Annotated in this window: 24 protein-coding genes, 1 pseudogene, 1 riboswitch and 1 other annotated feature; of the genes and pseudogenes, 16 read left to right on the top strand and 9 right to left on the bottom strand. The window is 30.7% G+C overall.

All coding sequences use genetic code 11. The features are described 5' to 3' along the window. The first annotated feature begins 204 nt into the window (after positions 1–204). A complete protein-coding gene (locus tag P8F83_RS12025) occupies positions 205–1,173 on the top strand; it encodes a collagen-like protein (protein WP_326514768.1) in 969 nt (322 codons plus the stop codon). 327 nt (positions 1,174–1,500) lie between these two features. Here P8F83_RS12025 and P8F83_RS12020 read toward each other — a convergent pair whose 3' ends face one another. The 3 genes from P8F83_RS12020 to P8F83_RS12010 form a co-directional block, all read right to left on the bottom strand. Further along, entirely contained in the window at positions 1,501–2,223 is a 723-nt protein-coding gene (locus tag P8F83_RS12020) for a DUF421 domain-containing protein (RefSeq protein WP_326514767.1), read from the bottom strand. Between the two features lie 397 nt (positions 2,224–2,620). Next, positions 2,621–3,028, bottom strand: coding sequence for a type II toxin-antitoxin system HicB family antitoxin (locus tag P8F83_RS12015; protein ID WP_326514766.1), 408 nt, complete (start codon positions 3,026–3,028; stop codon positions 2,621–2,623). 61 nt (positions 3,029–3,089) lie between these two features. After that, positions 3,090–3,272, bottom strand: coding sequence for a type II toxin-antitoxin system HicA family toxin (locus tag P8F83_RS12010; protein WP_326514765.1), 183 nt, complete (start codon positions 3,270–3,272; stop codon positions 3,090–3,092). 296 nt (positions 3,273–3,568) lie between these two features. Between P8F83_RS12010 and P8F83_RS12005 the strand changes: the two genes are divergently transcribed. The 3 genes from P8F83_RS12005 (at position 3,569) to P8F83_RS11995 (ending at position 6,536) form a co-directional block, all read left to right on the top strand. After that, positions 3,569–4,051, top strand: a complete 483-nt coding sequence (locus tag P8F83_RS12005; RefSeq protein WP_326514764.1) for a hypothetical protein — start codon at positions 3,569–3,571, stop codon at positions 4,049–4,051. 147 nt (positions 4,052–4,198) lie between these two features. Then, positions 4,199–5,356, top strand: coding sequence for a DNA-processing protein DprA (gene dprA / locus P8F83_RS12000; RefSeq protein ID WP_326514763.1), 1,158 nt, complete (start codon positions 4,199–4,201; stop codon positions 5,354–5,356). Further along, positions 5,349–6,536, top strand: coding sequence for a phosphoribosyltransferase (locus tag P8F83_RS11995; protein WP_326514762.1), 1,188 nt, complete (start codon positions 5,349–5,351; stop codon positions 6,534–6,536). Before dprA ends, P8F83_RS11995 begins: the two co-directional genes overlap by 8 nt. A gap of 87 nt (positions 6,537–6,623) precedes the next feature. On the opposite strand, the pseudogene P8F83_RS11990 reads toward P8F83_RS11995, so the two are convergent. The 4 genes and pseudogenes from P8F83_RS11990 to P8F83_RS11975 form a co-directional block, all read right to left on the bottom strand. Beyond that, positions 6,624–6,830, bottom strand: a pseudogene (locus tag P8F83_RS11990) (manganese catalase family protein); the annotation flags it as partial. A 20-nt stretch (positions 6,831–6,850) separates the two neighbouring features. Beyond that, a complete protein-coding gene (locus P8F83_RS11985) occupies positions 6,851–7,108 on the bottom strand; it encodes a spore coat protein CotJB (protein WP_326514761.1) in 258 nt (85 codons plus the stop codon). A 10-nt stretch (positions 7,109–7,118) separates the two neighbouring features. Continuing rightward, a complete protein-coding gene (locus P8F83_RS11980) occupies positions 7,119–7,295 on the bottom strand; it encodes a spore coat associated protein CotJA (RefSeq protein ID WP_021800854.1) in 177 nt (58 codons plus the stop codon). Positions 7,296–7,386: 91 nt separating this feature from the next. Continuing rightward, positions 7,387–7,944, bottom strand: coding sequence for a hypothetical protein (locus P8F83_RS11975; protein ID WP_326514760.1), 558 nt, complete (start codon positions 7,942–7,944; stop codon positions 7,387–7,389). A gap of 161 nt (positions 7,945–8,105) precedes the next feature. Here P8F83_RS11975 and P8F83_RS11970 point away from each other — a divergent pair, with 161 nt between their 5' ends. The 3 genes from P8F83_RS11970 to P8F83_RS11960 all read left to right on the top strand — a co-directional run bounded on the left by P8F83_RS11970 (position 8,106) and on the right by P8F83_RS11960 (position 10,580). Then, complete coding sequence (locus tag P8F83_RS11970) at positions 8,106–9,368, top strand: metallophosphoesterase (RefSeq protein WP_326514759.1); 1,263 nt, start codon at positions 8,106–8,108, stop codon at positions 9,366–9,368. A gap of 69 nt (positions 9,369–9,437) precedes the next feature. Then, positions 9,438–10,319, top strand: coding sequence for a 50S ribosomal protein L11 methyltransferase (locus P8F83_RS11965; protein WP_326514758.1), 882 nt, complete (start codon positions 9,438–9,440; stop codon positions 10,317–10,319). A gap of 57 nt (positions 10,320–10,376) precedes the next feature. Beyond that, positions 10,377–10,580 (top strand): hypothetical protein, encoded by a 204-nt coding sequence (locus P8F83_RS11960; protein ID WP_021800858.1) that lies wholly within the window; start codon positions 10,377–10,379, stop codon positions 10,578–10,580. Between the two features lie 44 nt (positions 10,581–10,624). Here the strand turns inward: P8F83_RS11960 and P8F83_RS11955 are convergent, their stop codons facing one another. After that, on the bottom strand, positions 10,625–12,070 hold the full coding sequence (locus tag P8F83_RS11955) for a DEAD/DEAH box helicase (RefSeq protein WP_326514757.1): 1,446 nt from the start codon (positions 12,068–12,070) through the stop codon (positions 10,625–10,627). A gap of 124 nt (positions 12,071–12,194) precedes the next feature. Then, positions 12,195–12,306, top strand: a riboswitch (TPP riboswitch). 76 nt (positions 12,307–12,382) lie between these two features. On the opposite strand from P8F83_RS11955, the gene thiM reads away from it, so the two are divergent. The 3 genes from thiM to P8F83_RS11940 all read left to right on the top strand — a co-directional run bounded on the left by thiM (position 12,383) and on the right by P8F83_RS11940 (position 14,833). Then, positions 12,383–13,192, top strand: coding sequence for a hydroxyethylthiazole kinase (gene thiM, locus P8F83_RS11950; protein ID WP_326514756.1), 810 nt, complete (start codon positions 12,383–12,385; stop codon positions 13,190–13,192). Beyond that, the gene (gene thiE / locus P8F83_RS11945) at positions 13,182–13,805 is read left to right on the top strand and encodes a thiamine phosphate synthase (RefSeq protein ID WP_326514755.1); all 624 of its coding nucleotides are present in this window, start codon (positions 13,182–13,184) and stop codon (positions 13,803–13,805) included. The genes thiM and thiE overlap by 11 nt, the downstream gene beginning before the upstream one ends. 119 nt (positions 13,806–13,924) lie before the next feature. Continuing rightward, the gene (locus P8F83_RS11940) at positions 13,925–14,833 is read left to right on the top strand and encodes a ribonuclease Z (RefSeq protein ID WP_326514754.1); all 909 of its coding nucleotides are present in this window, start codon (positions 13,925–13,927) and stop codon (positions 14,831–14,833) included. A gap of 132 nt (positions 14,834–14,965) precedes the next feature. On the opposite strand, the gene P8F83_RS11935 is transcribed toward P8F83_RS11940, so the two are convergent. After that, on the bottom strand, positions 14,966–15,883 hold the full coding sequence (locus P8F83_RS11935; protein ID WP_326514753.1) for a transposase: 918 nt from the start codon (positions 15,881–15,883) through the stop codon (positions 14,966–14,968). Positions 15,884–16,045: 162 nt separating this feature from the next. Continuing rightward, positions 16,046–16,299, top strand: a binding site (T-box leader). Positions 16,300–16,367: 68 nt separating this feature from the next. On the opposite strand from P8F83_RS11935, the gene trpD reads away from it, so the two are divergent. From trpD to P8F83_RS11905, 6 genes are read left to right on the top strand one after another with little or no spacing between them, the layout of a single operon-like run. Further along, the gene (gene trpD, locus P8F83_RS11930) at positions 16,368–17,381 is read left to right on the top strand and encodes an anthranilate phosphoribosyltransferase (RefSeq protein ID WP_315109224.1); all 1,014 of its coding nucleotides are present in this window, start codon (positions 16,368–16,370) and stop codon (positions 17,379–17,381) included. Further along, on the top strand, positions 17,374–18,147 hold the full coding sequence (gene trpC, locus P8F83_RS11925) for an indole-3-glycerol phosphate synthase TrpC (RefSeq protein ID WP_326514752.1): 774 nt from the start codon (positions 17,374–17,376) through the stop codon (positions 18,145–18,147). The genes trpD and trpC overlap by 8 nt, the downstream gene beginning before the upstream one ends. Then, positions 18,144–18,764 (top strand): phosphoribosylanthranilate isomerase, encoded by a 621-nt coding sequence (locus P8F83_RS11920; protein WP_326514751.1) that lies wholly within the window; start codon positions 18,144–18,146, stop codon positions 18,762–18,764. The genes trpC and P8F83_RS11920 overlap by 4 nt, the downstream gene beginning before the upstream one ends. Then, positions 18,765–19,964 carry a tryptophan synthase subunit beta gene (trpB, locus tag P8F83_RS11915; RefSeq protein ID WP_326514750.1) on the top strand — a complete coding sequence of 400 codons (1,200 nt, stop codon included), beginning with the start codon at positions 18,765–18,767 and terminating at the stop codon, positions 19,962–19,964. Next, complete coding sequence (gene trpA / locus P8F83_RS11910) at positions 19,957–20,727, top strand: tryptophan synthase subunit alpha (protein WP_326514749.1); 771 nt, start codon at positions 19,957–19,959, stop codon at positions 20,725–20,727. Before trpB ends, trpA begins: the two co-directional genes overlap by 8 nt. Beyond that, positions 20,724–22,853 (top strand): anthranilate synthase component I, encoded by a 2,130-nt coding sequence (locus P8F83_RS11905; protein WP_326514748.1) that lies wholly within the window; start codon positions 20,724–20,726, stop codon positions 22,851–22,853. The genes trpA and P8F83_RS11905 overlap by 4 nt, the downstream gene beginning before the upstream one ends. The last annotated feature ends 83 nt before the right edge of the window (positions 22,854–22,936 follow it).

Raw genomic sequence — 22,936 nt, 5'->3', positions numbered from 1 at the left:
GAAGTGTAGGAGTCAAGATTGCTATTAATAAGAGTAAAAATATATTAAGAATAAAATATAGACATGTATTGCTAAAAAGTAATATTTCTTAGATTTATTGTTGCAATCCTGAATATTTTTAGACAATATGTTCCCAAAATTGATATATTTCATAAAATATATGGAGAATATTTTATAAAAGGTGATAAACATGGAGGGAAAAAAATGCTTAACAAATGTGTAAATAATAATAAGTGTTGCACTCTTGTATTTAGAAGTGGAACCAATGCTACTGGTGCCACCGGTCCTACTGGACCCACTGGTCCTACAGGGCCTGGAATAGGAGTAACTGGACCTACTGGTCCAACAGGAGCAACAGGAGCAACAGGAGTAACAGGAGCAACAGGAGCAACAGGAGTAACAGGAGCAACAGGAGCAACAGGAGCAACAGGAGCAACAGGAGCAACAGGAGCAACAGGAGTAACAGGAGTAACAGGAGCAACAGGAGCAACAGGAGCAACAGGAGCAACAGGAGCAACAGGAGTAACAGGAGCAACAGGAGTAACAGGAGCAACAGGAGCAACAGGAGCAACAGGAACAACAGGAGCAACAGGAGTAACAGGAGCAACAGGAGCAACAGGAGCAACTGGAGCAACTGGAGCAACAGGAGCAACAGGAGTAACAGGAGTAACAGGACCTACAGCTGAGAATGTTGGATGTGATTGTACCGCTCAAATTGAGAATGTATTGGAACAAATCGCTACAGCTGCTGCTACCTCTGGAGATCCAGTTGGGCTTCAAATAAATGTAGAAAATGGAGGAACTGTAGTTGGGACTGTTAGTAATCCTGCACAGGTAGGTGACGGAATAATAACATTAGATAATGGTGATATAATATCTTTATGCAAAATAGCATGGATAAGAGTTACAGGAGGAGATTCTTTTGAATCCCTTGGAGGTATAACTCCATTAGATTTACCTGAACCTACTGTAACAAGTTGTGCAGAAGTTTGTGAAGCTGCTATTAGAGGTAGTTTAGCAGTTGGAACAGAGTATAGCATAAGGGCAGGTGGAAGCTCTACTGGTAATAGAGTTATTAATGACATTGCTGTTGGAGTAGCATTTGCTGGAGTTTCGCCTACTAATACAGATACTGCAATAGCAACTTGTCATATTGAAGTAATTAATCCTTAAAATAGTAACTAATTATTCATATAGCCTCCTATTATAGAAATGAATAAAAGTTTATTTATTCTTGTTACTATGATGTTTAAAATGTTAAATTTTAAACAAATATTTATAATACTCTTGAGGATATAAATATATAAATGTAGACATTATTAATGTATGTAGAAATTTATTCGAAACACCTAAAAAATAGATTTGATAATGATATGCAAATATCAAGATGTTGTTGGATAGAACACTTGAAGAAATTTCTTAGATTGTAATATAAATATAGGAGCTCCTGCATAAATTAAGATACAGGAGCTTAACTTAACACATTATATTTTAAAATTGTTACTCTATCCAATCTTCATCTTTTGACGTTGATACTCTTTCACCTTTTTTAGACATAATGAGTTTTTTATTTGAATCTATCCCAGCATAAAATACTTCTGAAATATCTTTTATCTTACTTTTATTTAGGTTATCTAATAACCATTTTTTATTTATTCCTGCTATATCCAAGTTTCTTTCAATTAAATTCCCATCAATTATTAAATCTTTTAAAAAGCCCCCACTCTGAACGGTTATATTCATGTCATAAGGGGTTAAAGGCTTCTTATCTCCTTTTAATAAAACAGATATTTTTCCATCGCTCTCCATTATTGCAAAGTCAATATCAGATAAGTTGAACACACTCTTTTCTCTTAGTTTCATCATAAGTTCACCTATTGTTACTCTAAGCTTCTTCATATTTTTATCTAGTATAGTACCATCTTTAATTAATACAATTGGCTCTGAATATAAAAATCTTCTTATTTTAAAACTTTTTAAGGTTATATAGCTAGCCACTATAGTTAAAATAGAAAATGATACTAAGGCTGTTATTTCGGATATTATTGGTGAATCTTTATCAATTACTGCATTAGCAATCATCGATCCCATAGAAACTCCCATTACTAAATCCAAAAAGTTCATCTTAGAAATAATTTTTGTACCAACCATTCTACTTAGAAATAAAGCTATAAAATATACAAAAACACATTTTGCAATTGTTATTATAAAAACATTACCCATATATTTAATAACTCCTCATATATTTAAAATATAATTCAGTTCCATTCAAGCTTCTTTCACATGTATTATGAGTTAAAAAACTTTAGTTTATTTACTGACTCTATATTGCAATTAGTCTGAGAATATATTATCTTCTCGGAAAAATTTTTTTTGTTCTCTCATATCTACTTCAATATTTCTAAAACACGGAATTTCAAGTTTCTTCCCTATAATAAATAATGATGTAAAGTGGTATAGGCAGAAAGAATAAAATAAAGCTCCTGCATCAATTAAGATACAGGAGTGGAGATGATATTTATAGCTTATTCAACTAAGTATGACCTTAGTATAATATATGCAGATTAAAAAATTATTGCCACAACCAAGGAAACTAATCCTAGGTTGTGGCTTTTTTTATTTATTCGCGTATATTCAATCTTTCTTTTAAAGCAGTTTGGAGAATCTGAGAGAAATTAAGTTTTTCACCTTCAGCTAATTTATTAAGCCAATAAGGGATAGTTAGAGTTTTCTTAGTTGCTTTGTTCTTCATTTCGTTTCTTACATCATTCATGTAAACAGTTATAGGGACTATAAATTGCCCTTTAGCAACTTCTAAATTTTCTGGCTTAGTGGCTTCAGGAATATCTTCATTATCATCTTCCATATTCCATAAAAACAATTCTAATGCATCTTTAGCCATATACATAGACTCATCTAAAGAGTCACCTTCAGTTATACATCCAGGTAAATCGGGGAATGTTATACAATACCCACCTTCTTCAGCTACTTCAAAAATTGCTGGGAAAATATACTTTTCTTTATTCATATTTACTCACATCCTTTATTAATTTATACAACCTTTATATTTAAGCTTTCACAAGCTAGGGCTATTTAAGCCCCGCCTGTTTAAGTATACTGTTCATTGTGCCTATCTTAATGTCTCCTGAGTGGTTGGGTATCTGTACTTTACCTTTTTTAGTAGGATGTATCAGATGTATGTGTGAACCTCGTTGATTTTTAATTTCCCAACCATCATCTTTTAAAATTTTAAGTATTTCTCTAACTTTCATCTCCTTCCTCCTTACAAGTATATTATAACACGTATAAATAACACGTGTCAAATGTTTTTTGGAGAAATTATGAAGAAATTTAAAAAAATAAGCCTAGAAAAATAGGCTTAAAACTAAACTAAAAAGTCCTAATAAAATAACAGATAAGATAGATAAATATATGGCTATGTCTAATCTAATATAACTTTTTGTTTTCATAAAATACACCTCATTAAAGTTTGGACAAATTATTTGAAAGATATACAAAATAACCCAAACATGATATATTAAAATAGAAAATAAAGGGGGATTTGTATATGCATAAAAAAATAGCTTTATTACTTATATCATTAATAGTGATGGTTGGATTAGTTGCTTGTGGCAAAGATAATGATACTTCATCAAAGGATACCAAAGAAGAGGTTAAGCAAGAAGAGACAAAGAAAGATGATACAAAAAAGGAAGAGGTTAAGGAAGAAAATAAATTAGATAAATTAAAGCAAGCATTTAAAGATGCAGGCTTACAAGTTGGAGATAATGAAACGTTAGCTTTTGATATGGTAGGAGCAACAAGTGGATATAAATATAAGTTAGATGGTGAACTAATAGAAACATATTACTATGATTCAAATAACTTAACTGAAGAAGGTAAAAAGAAAGTAGAGCAAGCAAAGAATGGTTCTATAGATGTATCTGGGTTTAATGTACCAGTGATTTATAAAGATGGACTAATGTTAGGAAGAGTTAATGACCATAGTAAAAAAGATAAAATATTAGAAGTATTCAATAATTTTAAATAGCAATAAGCTCTAGTATAATTTACCTCGATGTTAAATATACTGGAGCCTAATATTTATTATATATAAATATTAATTTTCATCTTTGTGTTTTATATTCCCAATATATCAAAGGGGTGTTAAAATATAACTATATATGGAGGGAATATGATGGGAAATTTATATTACATTACACTATATTTACTGGGAGTAAATAATAAGTTGCTTATTGATATTATTAATATTGTACCAAAAAAAGAATTAAGCAAACTTTTTACAGAAGAATGTTTAAATTTTCAGTTTAAATATTCTTTAGATTTAAGTAAAGTTTATTCAGCACTAAATGATAAATCAAATGTATACAAACAGAGGATTAAGGCTCAGGAGATAATAACTAAAAGTAGGGAATTAGGCATAAAAATAATACCGATAAATAGTCGTAATTATCCAAAAATATTAAAAGAAATAGATAATCCTCCAGCTATTTTATATTTAAAAGGCAAAAATATAGTAAAAGATGATGAGAAGTCAGTAGGGTGTGTGGGGACTAGAGTTCCAACTGAATTTGGAACTAGAGCGGTCGCTTCAATAGTTAGTAATCTTACTAAAGAAGGATTTACAATAATTAGTGGTTTAGCTTACGGAATAGATAAAGAATCTCATGAAGCTTGCTTAAATAATAATGGGAAAACAATAGCTGTATTAGCTCATGGGCTAGATACTCTTTACCCGAAGGAGCATAGTGATTTAGAAGAAAGAATACTAAAAAATGATGGGACTATTATATCTGAATATCCTGTAGGAACTAAAGCAGATAAATTTAGATTTGTCGATAGAAATAGAATAGTTAGTGGATTATCTAAAGGCTTAATTGTATTTGAAGCTAAGGAGAAAAGTGGGACAATGCATACAGTTAATTTTGCATTAAGTCAAAAAAAGAAAGTGTTTTGTCCAGTGCCAGTCAAGAAGGAAGAACAAACGCTAGGCTTATATAAGCTATTAAATGAAAAAAAAGCTATAGGGATAAAAACAAAAGATAATTATGATGTTATAGTTAATGAACTCGGTTATAAAGTTAAAAATGATAAAGATTTAATAATGAGAAATAAACACGAAAAGATGTCAAGCTTAATAAATACTGAAGATGGTCTGTTGAAAGAAATATATACGCTTACTTTGGATAAGCGAGCAAGTTTTGGAGTTGAAAAAGAAGTCTATGAAAACTTTAAAAGCATATTAAGTGAGAATGATTTAAGTTTAAAAGAGTTTTTTAATGCTGTCATATTAAATATAGTTAAAAATTATAAGAAGGGGAAAAGAGATGAATAAGGCGATTATTATTTCAACTGAAGTTTACTCAGATTTAGATGAAGATGGTAGGGTAGAACTTGTAGAAATTTTAGAAGACTTAATTGAAGAGGAAAATCAGGTGTGTTTTGTCTCTAGAGATGCCAAGAAGTTAAAGGACATAAAAGAAGAAATAGGAAATGATAAATTTTACTATAAATTAAGATATCAATTAGACGATACAATGAAAAAAAATACTGGCAAAGAACACTATTTCGTAGTTTTGGGAAATAGAGATGTAGATTTTCTGTTTGCAGTAAGAAATAAATTATTGTATTTAGTTCCTGAATGGACTGTGCATATAAATGAGAAATCACAAAAGTATGGAATTATGATTGAAGATCTTGAGATGTTTGAAGAGGTTATAAAGGCAATTAATAATCAAAATGAGTGGTACTATTCAGCGGAATTACCCGATGGAACTAAAGTATATTCGTTGATTTGTGCACATAGTAGAGGATCAATACCTTCAGATGAGAAAGAAATTGTTGAGGGATTTGAAGACTTTTTAAAAAGAGGAAATGGAAAGTATTACAAGGTATTGTTGTGTCACTTTCTTGCATCAATATCAAACAGTAAAGAATTTAGAGATATAAATTGTTGGGGAATTATGCCTTCTTCTGGATTAAGCTTAAATAAAGATATGCTGGAATTTAAAGAAAGAGTTAGATATTTTATGGGAGGGAAAATTCCTAAAGCCTTGCAAGATAAGCCATTAGAGAATAATATCTTTGTTAGAAATGAGGCAGTTACCAAATCTCATCATACATCTGTACTACAAAGAATAAATCAAGGAGCTACAAGACATCTTTCGACTATAAACATTAATCCAGCTTACTATGATAAAAAATTAAAAAGTAAGCTAAAAGGAAAAAATGTTTGTATATTTGACGATTATTTAACTCATGGAAATAGTTTTGAAGCTTTAAGAAATTTATTAAAAGAGGCGGGTGCAGATAAGATAATATTCGTATCTTTAGGGAAATTTAGGAGAGATTACATATATCAAGATTATGAAATTAATGGAGATGTGTTTGAAGCACAAGGTTTTGATTATGTAATATCACATAAAGAAATTATACAAGATGATGAGTATAACGATGAAGCTAGGGAAGAATTGACTGAACTTAAAAATATATTTACAATTAAAGATCATAAATAAAAATATGTTTAAATTAAATATTTAAAGATAATAAAGAAATTTATAAAAGAGAAAAAGCCCTACAGTAGGGCTTTTTAACGTATATCTTAAATGAGCTAGTTCTTCTGTTCCTATGTCTGTTAATAGACCTTTTGACTTACCAGTAGGCATAGTATATCTTTGACTAAGATATCTAATTGATGCACTTAATTCTCCGTCAGGTCCTCCTAGTTGAGTTAAGATTAGTTTAGCAAAACGTAAGTCAGGTTGTTTTATGTCCACAGGATACTCTAGTCTTTTTTCATAATACCACATAAAAATTTTCCCTCCAAATTCTAATCATTAAATTTACGTTCCCAAGGCCAAGGACCAGAAACCCATTGATCCCAATCTTTCGCAGTTTGTAAACCATAGTTAGTTAGTGGACCATATTTCTTTTCATATTCTTTTCTTAAATCCATAAGTTCTTTTGATAAGCAGTTAAAGTATTCAAGGGCATCTTTATTATCTTCATAGTTATCAAGATATAGATTTACATCAACAAGACTAAATCCAACTTCTTGAATTTTTTTTAGTAGATCTTTTTTATCCATTGTAATCCTCCTAAAGTAATTGTTTAGCATAAGGTTTGTCTAAATCTCTAAATATAGTTCCACGCTTTAGAGAAGTGTCTGCATCATAGACATTTTCAAAAGGCTGAAGTCTTACATAGGCTTTAGCATAATCCATTTTGTGTTCTTTATGAGATTTACTCGAATGTCTTTCGTTATTATCATACATAACATGGGCCTCCTAAATTAAATTTACTTATATTACCAATCAATACAATTTATGAAGTTGTACTTGTTATTGTTACAAATAGAGGAACACATTAACCTGGAAATGGAGTTAATATTGGTGAATAAGGTGAATTTAATTCTCTCATTCTTTGGTCGAACATATTTACAGAGCTTATTATAAGTCCATAAAGTATCTCACGTCTGAATTTTGGATCAACATCAGTTGTTCCTTCCTCATATTCACGAGAAACTTGTACAAATCTTGAATAACCAATTTTAGTAAATTGAAGGAGAGTAAAAAAATTAAAAATACTAGACAAATTTGCATCTATTGCCGGATTACGAAGCTTAGTTACATCCCCACCTTGATATTTAACCACTGTTTGATCTATAGTTTCCTGGGTAGCTTTAATTAGAAGTAGATAAGCAACTATTCCTGTATAACATGCGTAAAGTTGGTCACTAAGAAGAACTAATTCTCCCATATCATGTCTATATTGGGCTGGATCAAAGTTCGTAGAATCATCAGAAGACTGATTATTTTTATTTGAATTATTAGAAAAATTGTCTTTATTTACATCAGGGGTATTATTATGTTTAGATTTCTTAGTATCTTTTGATCCACTAGGTTTATCACGCTTCTTAGACACTTATTTTGCCTCCTAATATTTCTACAGAGAATTTCTGTTTTCTTAATATATACTATTTATTATTTATAAAATGGGTTCTTGGAGTTTTAACATAGTTTACATCTTTGATTAACATTCATTTGTTAAATTGATATTAGAAATAAATTTTGGAGGATGATTTTGTGGAATTAAATTTTGCAGTAATAAGTGATATACATGTAAAAGCTCATAATTCTAAAGAAGATGAAAAACTTGATTTAGCATTAAGCCGATTGAAAGAATATCAACAAAATTTAGATGCATTAATTATTACTGGAGATATAACTAATAGTGGAAGAGAGAAAGAATACAAGAAGTTTAACAAGATTTATAATAAGTATTCAGAGTTTTTAGGAGAAAAGATATTTCTTATGGGTAATCATGACTGCTGGGGTGGGGTATCTATTAAAGTAGCTCAGAAAAGATTTAAAGATAATTTAGATGAAGACATCAATTCACACAAAGTCATAAAAGGGTATCATTTCATTTCAATAAGTACAGAAGGAAAAAGATTAAGTGGACTATTTAGTAAAAAACTTTTGGCTTGGCTTAAAAATGAACTTGAGGTAGCTAGGGATGATGATTATAAGAAACCTATATTTTTAGGGGTTCATCAGCATATTGAAAACACTGTTTATGGAAGTGTGGCTTGGGGAAACAAGGATTTATATGAAGTTTTAAAGGACTTCCCCCAAGTAATAAATTTTTCTGGACATTCTCATTACCCCTTGAATGATGAAAGAAGCATTCATCAAAAAGACTTTACTTCTGTAGGTGCTGGCTCGACTAGCTATATGGAGTTAGAAAAGGGGAAGGTAAACGGGACAATTCAGCCAAAGGCAGGCAAGGTATCACAAGGATTAATAGTAAAAGTATCAGAGGATAATGTGGTAAAGATATCTACTATTGATTTTACAAAAAACCAAGTTAATGAGGATAGATGGATAATAAATGAACCATGGAATAAGGATAACTTTCTATATATAGATAATAGAAGGAATTTAAGAAAAAAGCCTTATTTTAAAAAAGAAAGTTCAGTTCACATTAAATATGTTACTAACAATGTTGCAAAGATAAGTTTCACTCAAGCTATGCATGAGGATTTCATTCATTCCTATGAGATTAGCGTAGTTAATAGAAAGAACAATAAAGAGTTTAAAAAGATGATGATTTTTTCAGATTTTTATATGGAATATATAAAGTCGAGATTAAGCTTTAAGATAAAAGGGCTTTTTCCAAACACGGAGTATACTGTCAGAATAAAAGCTATAGAATCATTTGGAAACAAGAGTGAAAACTATCTGCAGACTGACTTTAAGACTTTAAGTATAGCTGATTCTTTAATAAACTTTAACAAGCTTCTCTCAATATCAAGAATAGAAGAAAACAGTATAGATTTTGATTAAATTTATATATATGTTTAAAAACCTACAAAATATGTGTAAAATACTAATGAAGCAAAATATGGAGTAGGAGTGATTGTTATTTTTGAAGTTTTATTAAGGGTTAAGAATTCTTTAATCAACGATGCAATAGAAAAACTTGAGATTTTAGGGGTATCATCTACCTATTATGATGTACCTTATGAGGTTACAGTTGATGATAACGGGTATGGGTATTTTGAAAAAGAGGATAAAGAGATAGATTTACATGTATATTTTTATGATGAGGATAGGTCAGAGGCAGAAAGTTTAGTAGATAAGATAAAAGATGAATTTGAGATTAAAGAGACTTTGGAGCTAGTAGAGGTTTCAGAAGACAATTGGCAGCAAAGTTTTGAACCTATAGATTTAAATAATGGATGGATAATAGCAGAAAAGGATTATTCACCAAATGGTTTAAATAAGATTAATTTTGAATCTCAAGGATCTTTTGGAACAGGTCTTCATGAAACTACTCAAGACTTGTTACGTTATATTTTAGATAGAGATTTTAAAGGGGAGTCAGTTTTAGATCTAGGAGCTGGTTCTGGAATTTTAAGTTTAGCAGCTTCTATAAAAAATGCGGATAGAGTAGTTGCTTTAGATATTAGAGATGTTACAGAAGAAGTACTGTATAATGCATTGTTAAATAATGTTGACAACATAAAAGTTGTTATAAGTGATGTTACATCAAAGACTTTTGGAGTTTCAGGCAAGTTTGATGTTGTGTTTATAAATATTGGAGGTGAAGAAACCTTATCTTCAATGGATTTTATAAATGAAGTATTAAAAGCAAATGGTGTATTATTCGTTTCGGGTATGGTTGAGTGGAGTAGTGAAAAAGTTTTAGACATAGTTAAAAGCTACGGATATACCTTAGATAAAAGTACAAAAACAAATGAGTGGATAACAGCTGTATTAATAAAAAATAAATAATATTATTTGAGCTTTCAGCATAAATATAGTACAGTAATAATTTTTTAGGGGACGGTTATGATAAATATTTCAATAACCATTGATGTTAAAAATCCTGGTGAGGTAGCAGCTAATCACGGAATTCCTGGTTTTGTTCCACAAGACTTGATTAGGGGGAAGGTGGAGAGTGAAATTAAAAGTACTATAATAAAAAAACTTAAAGTTGCACTTGCAGATGAACTAAGGAGAAATGGTGTTAAGTGTAATATGAATATAAGCTAAAATTAAAAGATGAGCATTTTCATAAAGTGCTCATCTTTTCTAAACTAACTTTTAGCTTTTTCAACCTTTAGAGTTTTTCCTTTTATCGTTGCATTTTTTAGTTCTCTTAAAACTAAATCACCTTTACCATTCATAATATCAACATAGGAAACATTGTCAGAAACATCTATTATACCTATATCATCATGTTCAACTCCTGGGATTCTGCATATTGCACCAACTATGTCACCTGGGCGTATCTTTTTCTTTTTTCCACCGTTTAAGTATATCTTAGTAATGTCTTTTGAAACTTCTTTCTTTTTACTAGTAGTAACTTTTTTGAAGTTTTCATTTTTTAGCTTGAAGTCTTCTTTATTTGCAAGAAATTCTTCTCTACTAGGTGGAGAAAGTTTAGGAACTTTATAATTTATATAATCTTGAATTTCTTGAAAGAATCTATCTTCATAAGGAGTCTTAAAGGTTAAGGCAACTCCAGAGTTTCCAGCTCTCCCTGTTCTTCCAATTCTATGTACATACTTCTCTTTTTCCATAGGAAGGTCATAGTTTACAACTAAAGAAACTTTATCTATATCAAGACCTCTTGATGCTATATCAGTAGCTATAAGAAATCTAAACTTACCTGATTTAAACTCATCTATAGTTCTTAATCTTTCTGGCTGAAGCATACCTCCATGAAGTCCTTTTGATGGATATCTTTTACCTTCAAGTTTAGAAATAAGAGTATCTACATTCTCTTTTGTTCTACAGAAAAGTATTGCACTGTCAGGGTTTTCTTTTATAAGTAACTTTTCAAGTAGAGAGAACTTATCTTCATCTTTTACGTCAAAGTATCCTTGCTTTATATTTTCAACAGTAAGCTTGTTTGGAGTTATTTCAACATTTTTAGGAGACTTCATATGTCTATCACAAATTGTTTTAATTTGCTCCGGAATAGTTGCAGAAAATAGCAAAGTGGTTTTCTTTTTAGGAAGATAAGATAAAATTTCTTCAACTTCTTCTAAAAAGCCCATACTTAACATTTCATCAGCTTCATCTAAAACTAAATAATCTATTTCACTTACATTTAAAGTTTCACGCTTAATATGATCTAGAGTTCTACCTGGAGTACCAACAACAACATGAACCCTTTGCTTAAGCTCATTTATTTGATTAGTTATAGGTTGTTTTCCAAAGATAGCTACAGAACGAATTTTGTTGTATCTACCTATGTTATTTATGTCTTCCTTAACTTGAACAGCAAGCTCTCTAGTTGGAGTTAATACAAGTGCCTTAGGATTTTTTATTTCTACATCAATAGATTGACATAGAGGTATTGCAAAGGAGGCAGTTTTTCCACTACCTGTTTGAGCTTTTACAATTAAGTCTTTCTTTTGAAGTACTATAGGAAGAACTTCTTTCTGTACATCTGTAGGATTTGAGTATCCTAATTCCTCTAAAGCTTTTAGAATATTAGGATTTAAATTAAAATCTTTAAAATTAATATTATTCAACAATTTCACCTTTTTCTATAAATTCATAACGTATCTACTATATTAACATTATACCCTATAAAGTAAAATACTTTCTCTTTCTATTGCTTAAGAATTTTTATAGTGCTATTATAAAAATATAACTTAAATAGCACAGGGGTGTTGGATGATAGCCAACTGAGAGTAAGAACTAAATTTCTTTAACCCTAGTACCTGAACTGGATAATGCCAGCGTAGGAAGTGTTTTGTTTAATAGTATTTTATGAAGTTAAACACAATCCTATGGGTTGTGTCTTTTTTGTTTTAAAATAATTTTAATTGAGGTGTTTTTTTATGAAAAATAATGTTGTTCAAGCTTTAAAAGATGTTAGAGAAAAGTCTCCTTTAGTTCATCAAATAACTAACTATGTTACTGTTAATGATTGTGCTAATATAACTTTAGCTATAGGTGCATCTCCAGTTATGGCTGATGATATAAACGAAGTTGAGGATATGGTTAGCATAGCTTCTGCTTTAGTGATAAATATAGGAACACTTAACAGCAATACTGTAAAATCAATGATAGCTGCAGGTAAAAAAGCTAATGAACTTGGAGTTCCAGTTGTTTTAGATCCTGTAGGTGTTGGAGCTACTCCATTTAGAAATAAGGTTGGAGCAGAGTTAATTAAAGAAGTGAAATTTTCAGTAATTAGAGGTAACTTATCTGAAATAAAAAGTTTATATGGAGCTGATGTTAAAACTAAAGGAGTAGACTCTTTAGAAGAAAGTTCTTTAAATGAAGTTGGACTAGCTAGGGAAATTGCAAAAAAATGGGGGACAGTTATCGCAATCACTGGAGCTAAAGATATAATTACTGATGGAGAAAGGGTTGCAATTGTAGAAAATGGACACAAGATAATGTCAAAAGTTACTGGAACAGGATGTATGTGCACAGCTTTAACTGGAGCATTTGCAGGAGTTTGTGAGGATTCATTTACAGCAGCTTTAGCTGGGGTAGTTTCTATGGGAATTGCAGGAGAAAAGGCTCATGAAAGATTAGGAGAAAATGAGGGGACAGGTAAACTAAGATCAAACATTATTGATGAAATATATAACTTGTCTTCAGAAGTTATTTTAGAAAGAGGTAAGGTATATGAACAATAATATAGATTATACAATGTACTTAGTTACCGATAGAGATGTTTTAAAAGGAAGAGACCTTTGTGAAGCTATAGAAGCAAGTATTAAAGGTGGGGTTACATTAGTACAGTTAAGAGAGAAAGATATTAGTTCTTTGGATTTTTATAACTTAGCTGTGGCAGTTAAAAAGATTACGGACAAACATAATGTACCCCTTATTATAAATGATAGGATTGACATTGCTTTAGCTGTTGATGCTGCTGGAGTTCATGTTGGACAAAGTGATATACCTACAAAAGTTGCTAGAAAGATCATTGGTGAAGAGAAGATATTAGGTATTTCTGCCGCAACTTTAGAGGAAGCTAAATTAGCAGAAGCAGAAGGAGCAGACTACTTAGGAATTGGAGCTGTTTTTCCAACAGATACAAAAAAGGATGCTCGCTCAGTATCTATAGATCTTTTGGAGGAGATAAAAAAATCCTTAACCGTCCCTGTGGTTGGAATAGGTGGTATTAACGAAAATAATGCTGAACTATTAAAGGAAAGTAAAATAGATGGGATAGCAGTTGTAAGTGCTATTTTAGGAAAAGATGATATTGAACAGGCGGCTAAGGATATGCTTGCGAAGCTTAAATAAAAGTGTATAATGGGGGACGGTTAAGCAAAAATTTTATGATTAACTGTCCCCAATTTTTTCTCATATATATTACAATATTTAATAAGTTTAGTGCATAATATAACAAGGAGGTGAATATTATGATAGATGTAGCATTATTAGGTTGTGGTGGAGGAATGCCAATGCCAAATAGAAATCTTTCTTCAATTTTATTAAATTATAGAGGCAGAAAGATATTAGTGGATTGTGGAGAAGGAACTCAGGTATCTATGAGAATGGTTGGCTGGGGATTCAAAACCATAGATATTATATGCATAACTCATATTCATGGAGATCATATTGTAGGACTTCCAGGATTACTATCTACGATAGGAAATAGCGGAAGAACAGAGCCTCTAACAATAATAGGACCAGAAGGAATTGAAAATACAGTTAATTCACTAAGGGTAATATGTCCATATCTACCTTATGATATTAAGATAATTGAAAATCCAATTGATACTATAGAGTTAGATAATTTTATTAATATCTCAACTTTAAATCTTGATCATTCAGCTCCTTGCTTAGGATATAGTTTTTATATAAAAAGAGCACCAAAATTTAGTGTTGAAAATGCATTAGAAAATAATATACCGAAAGATATATGGAATGTTTTGCAAAAAGGAAATGAAATAGAGTTTGAAGGTAAAATATTTAATCCATCTATGGTTTTAGGTAGTGATAGAAAAGGAATTAAGTTATCAATAATAACAGATACAAGACCTATAGATGAAATTATAAACTTTGTTAGGGACAGTTATATATTTATATGTGAAGGCACTTATGGTGATGATAATGATCTAGAGAAAGCGATAAAAAATAAACATATGACTTTTAGAGAGGCAGCTAATTTAGCTAAAAATGCAGAGGTAGGGGAACTACTTTTAACTCACTTCTCGCCAGCTATGGAAGAACCAAGTTGGTATTTAGTTAATGCTAAAGATATTTTTGAAAATGTTGTAATAGGGGAAGATAGACTCATAAAAACTATATCTTTTAGGGGCAGTTAAGTATTAGTTATTTAAATAACATATAGGGAAAATGAGGATTTTTATAAATAATAGTTATAAAGTTATGATACTTGTCCATAATTAACTATCAAATAATAAAAAATTTTAAAAGAACTTTTAAGATATGATTTCTTACATAGCTTTTAAATTTAAAGTAACATATTCGTCAATTAAGTTTGAATAAATCCTATTAGTCATTAATAAATCTACGCCAACTGAAGACAGGCGTGATACGTTAGATGCACAAATATTACCCAATATACTACATATAGATTTTATATTGATATCACATAAAGATCGTATCATAGTTACTATTAATGCTCGTATGTGTACAAATTCTCTAACATTTTTACTGAATATGAGATTTTTATTCACTTTAAATTTATTACATACAAAATTGATTATTGAATTAGGAGAATAATTTCTATTAATATAAACTTTTCCACTCATATATAAGGATTTATCTTGTTTCATATCAATATTTTTATCTTTCAACTCACTGGTAATTAAAAGAGCCTCTAGGTATTTTTCTCTTGATTTTTTTAAACTATCAGATAAAAGTGAGAGAATGAACAAATAATCTAGAATTTCAAATTCATCAGCTTTAATTCCTAAAAACACGGATAAGCTCGAAAATCTATATTTCTCAGGAAATTTTGAATAGTTTTTAATGTCCATTGGATTTCTATGTATATAGAGTGATAATGAATATAAGTATTTTTCATCAGACACTAGTTTACTCTTAAATCTATCTTGAAATAAGTGGCCATGCCTATTGTATTTAAGATTAAAATAACGCGCATATTTGAAGTTAATTCTATGCATAATTTTAGAAATATTAGCTCCACAGCTGTCAATTATAAAGTGACAGTGATTGCTCATAAGACAATAGGAGTATATTTTAAACTTAAAAAGATACTGAGTTTCTTTGATTATTTTTAAGTATTCTACTTTATCGTCAGAAGTTTTAAATAGATTTACATCACTTATACTGCGCATTATCACATGAAAAATACCGTTATCTTGTTTTATTCTTGGTAATCTTGGCATAAAAATCATCTCCTTAGCTAAAGTCTTGACAATAAAAAGGAGAGTTAAACATTTCGGGGACAGTTAATAAAATTTAATTCAAACAAATTTTGTTAACTGTCCCCAATTTTTATTGACAAAAGATAACTATAATCATATTATATTATTAATAAAAAAATATTGATAAAATCTATGAGTAAGAGTAGTAACTTTTAAAGGAATTTTCAGAGAGTAAGTGGTTTGGTGTGAACTTACAATAACTTTTTAAGCGAATGGACTTACGAGAGAGAGCTGAATTTGAGTATGCAATACGTTTTCCTACGTTACAGGGATAAGATATGAAAGTATCTGACAATGAGATGGTATAGGTAAGATTATAACTTTTTGTAATTTTATTTATGCTAACAGAGGTGGCAACGCGGATATTCGCCCTCTATAGAACTTTAAAGTTCTATAGAGGGCTTTTTTTATTACAATAAATAGATTAAAAAAGGGGGCTTTTATAATGGAATTTAAAAATTATTTATTAAAAGTATCATCAGGAAGTGACCTTAATCAAAAAGAAGCAAAAGAGGCTGTAAACTACATGTTTTCAGATGAAGCTACACAAGGAGAAATTGGGGGATTTTTACTTGCATTAAAAACAAAAGGTGAGAGCTATGAAGAAATAGCTGGAATGGCAGAAGGCATGAGAGAAAATGCTATAAAACTAAAAAATATAGAAGGTCTTTTTGATAATTGTGGGACAGGTGGAGATAGAAGTGGAAGCTTTAATATATCAACAACCAATAGCTTTCTATTAGCAGCTGGGGGCGTGAAGGTTGCCAAGCATGGTAACAGATCAATATCATCTAAAAGTGGATCAGCAGATTTATTAACTTCTTTAGGAGTGAATATTAATATTACTAAAGAAGGAATAGAAGAACTTATAGAGAAAATTGGGATAGTTTTTCTATTTGCACCAAACATGCAGCCAAAATTCAAAAATATCATGCTTGTTAGAAGAAGTCTTGGAATACCAACTATCTTTAATGTTTTAGGACCGCTTGCAAATCCGTTTAAACTAGAGTCACAGCTTTTAGGGGTTTATAGAAAAGATTTGGTTAAGCCAATAGCAAAAGCGCTTAAAGCTATGGGCAGAACAGGAATTGTTGTAAATGGAGATGATAGATTGGATGAGGGGACTTTAACAGGAGAAACACATTTAGCCATAGTAGGAAAAGAAGATATAGCATATAAAACAATAACTCCAGAAGAACTAGGTTTTGAAAGGATAACATTAAATGATATTCAAGGGGGAGAGCCAGAATACAACAAACAGATAACTTTAGATATTTTAAATGGGAAAAAAGGAGCTTGCAGAGATACAGTTTTGTTTAATTGTGCACTGGGACTTCTAGCTGCAAATAAAGTTTCCTCTTTAGAAGAAGGCATAGATAAAGGAAAAGAGCTTATAGACTCCAAAAAAGCATTAAATAAATTAAATCAACTAATTGAGGAGAGTCAGTGTTATGCATAATATTTTAGAGGAAATAGTTGAAAAAAAGAAAGAAGATTTAAAACTTTTAAGTAGAGAAGAGATTCATAATAAAGCTATGGAACTTAAAAATAATAGGGGACAGTCACTGAAAAATACCCTAATAAAAAGCCAAACTATAGGAATTATATCAGAAATAAAAAGAGCTTCCCCCTCAAAAGGTGATTTAAATATAAATCTAGATGTTGAAAAAATGGCCCAAATTTACGAAAATGCTGGAGCTAAGGCAGTATCTGTTTTAACTGAAGAGAGATATTTTAAAGGAAGCTATAAAGACTTAGAAAATGCAAGAAAATGCTTAACTGTCCCCATATTAAATAAAGACTTCTTCATTGACAAAATACAGATTGATCTATGTAAGATTCATGGTGGAGATGTTATCCTTCTTATTCTGAAGGTCTTATCAGATGAAGAGGCAAAGGAACTTTTAGATTATGCACATTTTATAAATTTAGAAGTTTTAATGGAGGTTCATGATGAAGAAGAGCTGTTAAGAGCGAAGGAACTTAATCCAGATATCATTGGAATAAACAACAGAAACTTAGAAACTTTTGAAGTAAGCATAGATACAACGATATCACTTTCTAAATATATAAAAGAAGATGGACTAATTATTTCAGAAAGTGGGATAAAAACAAGAGAAGATGTTAAGAAGCTAAAAGAACATGGTGTTAAAGGGATATTAGTTGGGGAAAGTTTTGTAACTTCAGGAAATGTTGAAGAAACCTTTAGGGAGTTAACTCTATGACAAAGATAAAGATTTGCGGGATTAGAGACAGAGAAATAGGAGGATATGCAGAAGAATTAGGTGCAGATGCCCTTGGATTTATTCTATGTCCATCAAAAAGAAGAATAAACCTTGATACCTTAAAAGCTATTACTTCAGAGATAAGAAGTAATGTAGAGAAAGTTGGAGTTTTTGTTAATCAATCAGAAGATGAAATAAAAAGATACTACTATGAAGGTGGATTATCCATGGTTCAGCTTCATGGGGATGAGGATGAAAACTTTATAAGAAAACTTCCTTTTAAATTTATTAAAGCCTTCAATGTTGAAACTCTAGAAGATATAAATAAAGCTTTAAACTATGATGTTCCATTTATTTTATTGGAAGGAAAAGGACTTTTAAAAGGTGGAAATAGCAACAAACTATCATCTGAACTTTTAGAATTTTTGGGGACAGTTAACAAAAAAGATAGAGAAAGAATAATCTTAGCAGGAGGACTTAGCGCCGAAAATGTACTAAATGCAATAGATATCTCAAAGCCTTACATGGTGGATGTTTCATCAAGTGTGGAAGTAGATGGAGTTAAAAATAAGCAGAAAATAAAAGAATTTATAGAAATAGTAAGGGGGCATAAATAAATGTATAATTTACCAAATGAAAGAGGGCATTTTGATATTTATGGTGGAAGGTTTGTTGGGGAAACTTTGATGGAACCATTAAAAGAACTAGAAAAATACTATGAAGAGGCAATAAAAGATGAAAATTTCCAAAAAGAATTTAATTATTATCTTGAGAAATATGTAGGAAGAGAAACTCCATTATATTATGCAGAAAGATTAACTGAGTATTGCGGTGGAGCTAAAATCTATTTAAAAAGAGAAGATTTAAATCATACAGGAGCACATAAAATAAATAATACAGTAGGGCAGGCTCTACTGGCTTTAAGGATGGGAAAGAAAAAGGTAGTTGCAGAAACTGGAGCAGGTCAGCATGGTGTAGCTACAGCTACTGTTGCAGCTATGTTTAACTTAGAATGTATAGTTTTCATGGGGGCTGAGGATGTAAAAAGGCAAGCTTTAAATGTATTTAGAATGAAACTTTTAGGAGCTAAGGTTGTGGCTGTTGAAAGTGGAAACAAAACCTTAAAAGATGCCTGCAACGAAGCTTTAAGATATTGGGCTGAAAATGTTAAAGATACAAACTATATACTTGGCTCAGCTTTAGGACCTCATCCATACCCAAAGATGGTTAGAGATTTTCAAAGTGTAATAGGAAAAGAAACTAAAAATCAAATATTAGAAGCAGAAGATAAACTTCCAAATGCAATAGTAGCTTGCGTAGGTGGAGGAAGTAACTCTATAGGGATGTTTTATCCTTTTATAGAAGATGAAGAAGTTGAACTCATAGGTGCAGAAGCTGGTGGACTTGGGATAGATACTGAGGAACATGCAGCAACAATAGCTAAAGGGGAAAAGGGAATTTTACATGGAGCACTTATGTATTTAATTCAAGATAAAGATGGTCAAGTTATTGAACCATATTCAATATCAGCAGGGTTAGATTATCCAGGTGTTGGACCTGAACATTGTTATCTAAGTGATATAAAAAGAGCAAAATATTACCCAATTAATGATGATGAGGCTTTAGAGAGTTTTAAACTTTTATCAAAATTAGAAGGGATAATTCCAGCTCTAGAGTCTGCTCATGCTGTTGCTTATGCAGTTAAGAAAGCAAAAACTATGAAAAAAGATGAAGTTTTAGTTATATGTTTATCTGGAAGAGGAGATAAGGATGTAGAAAGAGTTAGTGAATTATTCGGGGGTGAATCTAATGAGTAATCTATTAAAGCTATTAAATGAGAAAAAAGAAAAAGGGGAAAAAGCATTTATTCCGTATATCATGGTTGGAGAAGATTCTTTAGAGAGAACCTATAAAGATATACTGTTTTTAGAAAAAGAAGGAGCAAGCTTAATAGAACTTGGAATACCTTTTTCAGACCCAGCTTCTGATGGGACAGTTATCCAAGAAAGTGGAATCAAGGCACTAAAAAATGGAGTGAATATCCATAAAGTTTTTGAGTTAATATCAAAAGTTAGAGAAGTATCAGAAGTTCCTTTAGTTATAATGAGTTATATAAACCCTATCTTTAAGTTTGGGTTAGAGGAGTTTTTTAAAAAAGCATCTGAGTTATCAGTTCAAGGAGTAATACTTCCAGATGTTCCAATAGAGGAGCTTTCCTTTATAGAAAAATATATAAAAAAATATGAAATAGATTATGTACCTTTATATTCACCAACAACTCCTTTAGAAAGAATTAAAGATTTATGTGAAGTAGGTTCAGGTTTCCTATATGTTGTAACCTCATTAGGAGTTACAGGAGAAAAGGAAATAGATAAGAAAAACTTGGGGGACAGTCTTACAAAGATTAGAGAAAATTCCACTCTTCCTATCATGGCTGGGTTTGGTATAAGTAGTAAAGATGATGTTAAAGAGATAAAACAATATTCGGATGGTGTTATTGTAGGCAGCAAAATAATCAAACTTTTAAGAGGGGACGGTTATGCAGAAATTTCAGAATTAATTAAGGCGGCTACAGAATGATTATGGATAAAAATTATATAACCCCAATGAATATTGAGATTACTGCGCACAAAGAGGAGATAAACTTTAAAGATTTAAGTTTTTTAGAGGAAGAAATAAATAATAATAAAGGAGCACTATTTTCATCAAACTATGAATTTCCTAATAGATATTCAAGATGGGAGCTTGGGGTAGTAAATCCTTATTTAGAAGTTAGAACTACAGGACTTCAGGGACAGGTAAGAGCATTAAGTAGATCTGGAAAAGAACTTTTAAAAATAGTAAAAATAATTTTACAAAAAATAGATGGCTTGAATTTAGAAGTTAATGAAGAAATAATAAAATTCACACTAGAGAAAGATAACAAGGTTTATAGGGAAGAGGAAAGAAGTAAAAAGAGAAGCATATTTACAATAATAAGAGCTCTTATGAACGGATTTAAAAGTGAAGATAATTGGCTTGGACTATATGGAGCTTTTGGTTATGATCTTGTTTTTCAATTTGAAGATGATATTAAACTTCATAAATCAAGAGATGAGAGTGAAGATGTAGTGTTGTACTTCCCAGAAAAAATATATCTAAGAGACAATAAACTATCAAAGACTTTTTGTGTAAAATATGATTTTTACTATGAAGGAATAGCAACAGGTACCTGTAAAAATAATGAATTAATAAATCAAAAAGATATCCAAAAGAAATTAAATGAAGAATATATTAAAAAAGGAGACTATGCTAAAATAGTAACCTTGGCAAAGGAAAGTTTTAGAAGAGGAGACTTGTTCGAAGTTGTTCCATCTTATTCAATAGTTAGAGAAACAGAACTTCATCCAAAAGAAATTTATCACAACTTAAAGAATATAAATCCAAGTCCATATAACTTCTTTATAAACTTAGGTAAAGAATATTTAATTGGCTCATCCCCAGAAATGTTTGTAAGGGTAGAAGATAAGAAAGTTGAAACCTGCCCTATTAGCGGAACAATTAAAAGAGGGGCTAATGCAATAGAAGACAGTGAGCAGATAAAGAAACTTCTTAATTCTAAAAAAGATGAAGAAGAGCTAACTATGTGCACTGATGTTGATAGAAATGATAAGAGCAGAGTGTGTAAAGAGGGGACGGTTAAGGTAATTAATAGAAGAACCATAGAAATGTACTCACACTTAATTCATACGGTTGACCATGTTGAAGGAGTATTAAAAGAAAACTATGATGCTTTAGATGCATTTTTAACTCATATGTGGGCAGTTACTCTAACTGGAGCACCTAAAAAAAGAGCAATAGAATGGATCGAGAAAGTTGAGAGGGATAAAAGAAACTGGTATGGTGGAGCAGTAGGTTTTATAAAGTTTAATGGAGATATGAACACTGGAATAACCCTAAGAACTTTGAGATATATAGATAAAAAGGTTGAAATAAGAGTTGGTGCAACACTTCTTATGAACTCCATAGAAGAAGATGAAGAAGAAGAAACAAAAGTAAAATCCTTAGCTATGATTAAAAGTTTAGAGAATTTTGAGGGACAGTTAAGCATTAATTCCATGAATAAAATAGATAACCGTCCCCAAAATAAAAAAGCATTAATTATAGATCATGAAGACTCCTTTGTTCATACTTTAGCTAATTACATTAAAACTCTAGGTTTTGAGGTTGTGACTTATAGAGGTGAAGAAGGTAGAAAGAAGTTAAAAGAAGAGAAGTTTGATGTTTTGATTATTTCTCCAGGACCAGGAACACCAAGTGAGTTTAAATTAAATGAAAGTATTGATATAGCTATAGAACTAGGTGTACCTGTACTTGGGGTTTGTCTAGGGCTTCAGGGAATAGTTGAGTATTTTGGAGGGAAACTTGATTATATAGAGAATCCAAGACACGGCAAAAAACTTAAAGTTAAAAAATCAAAAGAAGCTCCATGGCCATCAGTAAATGAAGAATTCACAGTAGGACTTTATCATTCTTTATATGGGAAAGAAATTGGAGAAGAACTTATAAATATCTGTGAAGATGAAGAAGGAATACTTATGGGTGTAATGCATAGGAATCTAAAAATATTAGGTGTTCAGTTTCATCCAGAAAGTATTTTAAGTTTAGATAATAACAGCGGAATGTCATTACTTGGGGACAGTCTTCAATTTTTAACCCAAATATAATTCAAAAGCATATGTGTAAACCTAAAGATTTTCTTAAATGAAAGAAGAAAGAATGAATAATACCTAAGTCAGTGGTATAATAT

The organism is Clostridium intestinale (assembly GCF_035905475.1).
GTDB lineage: Bacteria > Bacillota > Clostridia > Clostridiales > Clostridiaceae > Clostridium_T > Clostridium_T intestinale.
Note: the sequence above shows the minus strand (reverse complement) of the source record. Positions and strands in the feature narration are given on the sequence as shown.

Coding starts and splice junctions, on each gene's coding strand:
- P8F83_RS12025 (WP_326514768.1), top strand. CDS start 205: ATGCTTAACAAATGTGTAAATAATAATAAGTGTTGCACTCTTGTATTT.
- P8F83_RS12020 (WP_326514767.1), bottom strand. CDS start 2,223: ATGGGTAATGTTTTTATAATAACAATTGCAAAATGTGTTTTTGTATAT.
- P8F83_RS12015 (WP_326514766.1), bottom strand. CDS start 3,028: ATGAATAAAGAAAAGTATATTTTCCCAGCAATTTTTGAAGTAGCTGAA.
- P8F83_RS12010 (WP_326514765.1), bottom strand. CDS start 3,272: ATGAAAGTTAGAGAAATACTTAAAATTTTAAAAGATGATGGTTGGGAA.
- P8F83_RS12005 (WP_326514764.1), top strand. CDS start 3,569: ATGCATAAAAAAATAGCTTTATTACTTATATCATTAATAGTGATGGTT.
- dprA (WP_326514763.1), top strand. CDS start 4,199: ATGGGAAATTTATATTACATTACACTATATTTACTGGGAGTAAATAAT.
- P8F83_RS11995 (WP_326514762.1), top strand. CDS start 5,349: ATGAATAAGGCGATTATTATTTCAACTGAAGTTTACTCAGATTTAGAT.
- P8F83_RS11985 (WP_326514761.1), bottom strand. CDS start 7,108: ATGGATAAAAAAGATCTACTAAAAAAAATTCAAGAAGTTGGATTTAGT.
- P8F83_RS11980 (WP_021800854.1), bottom strand. CDS start 7,295: ATGTATGATAATAACGAAAGACATTCGAGTAAATCTCATAAAGAACAC.
- P8F83_RS11960 (WP_021800858.1), top strand. CDS start 10,377: ATGATAAATATTTCAATAACCATTGATGTTAAAAATCCTGGTGAGGTA.
- thiM (WP_326514756.1), top strand. CDS start 12,383: ATGAAAAATAATGTTGTTCAAGCTTTAAAAGATGTTAGAGAAAAGTCT.
- thiE (WP_326514755.1), top strand. CDS start 13,182: ATGAACAATAATATAGATTATACAATGTACTTAGTTACCGATAGAGAT.
- P8F83_RS11940 (WP_326514754.1), top strand. CDS start 13,925: ATGATAGATGTAGCATTATTAGGTTGTGGTGGAGGAATGCCAATGCCA.
- P8F83_RS11935 (WP_326514753.1), bottom strand. CDS start 15,883: ATGCCAAGATTACCAAGAATAAAACAAGATAACGGTATTTTTCATGTG.
- trpD (WP_315109224.1), top strand. CDS start 16,368: ATGGAATTTAAAAATTATTTATTAAAAGTATCATCAGGAAGTGACCTT.
- trpC (WP_326514752.1), top strand. CDS start 17,374: ATGCATAATATTTTAGAGGAAATAGTTGAAAAAAAGAAAGAAGATTTA.
- P8F83_RS11920 (WP_326514751.1), top strand. CDS start 18,144: ATGACAAAGATAAAGATTTGCGGGATTAGAGACAGAGAAATAGGAGGA.
- trpB (WP_326514750.1), top strand. CDS start 18,765: ATGTATAATTTACCAAATGAAAGAGGGCATTTTGATATTTATGGTGGA.
- trpA (WP_326514749.1), top strand. CDS start 19,957: ATGAGTAATCTATTAAAGCTATTAAATGAGAAAAAAGAAAAAGGGGAA.
- P8F83_RS11905 (WP_326514748.1), top strand. CDS start 20,724: ATGATTATGGATAAAAATTATATAACCCCAATGAATATTGAGATTACT.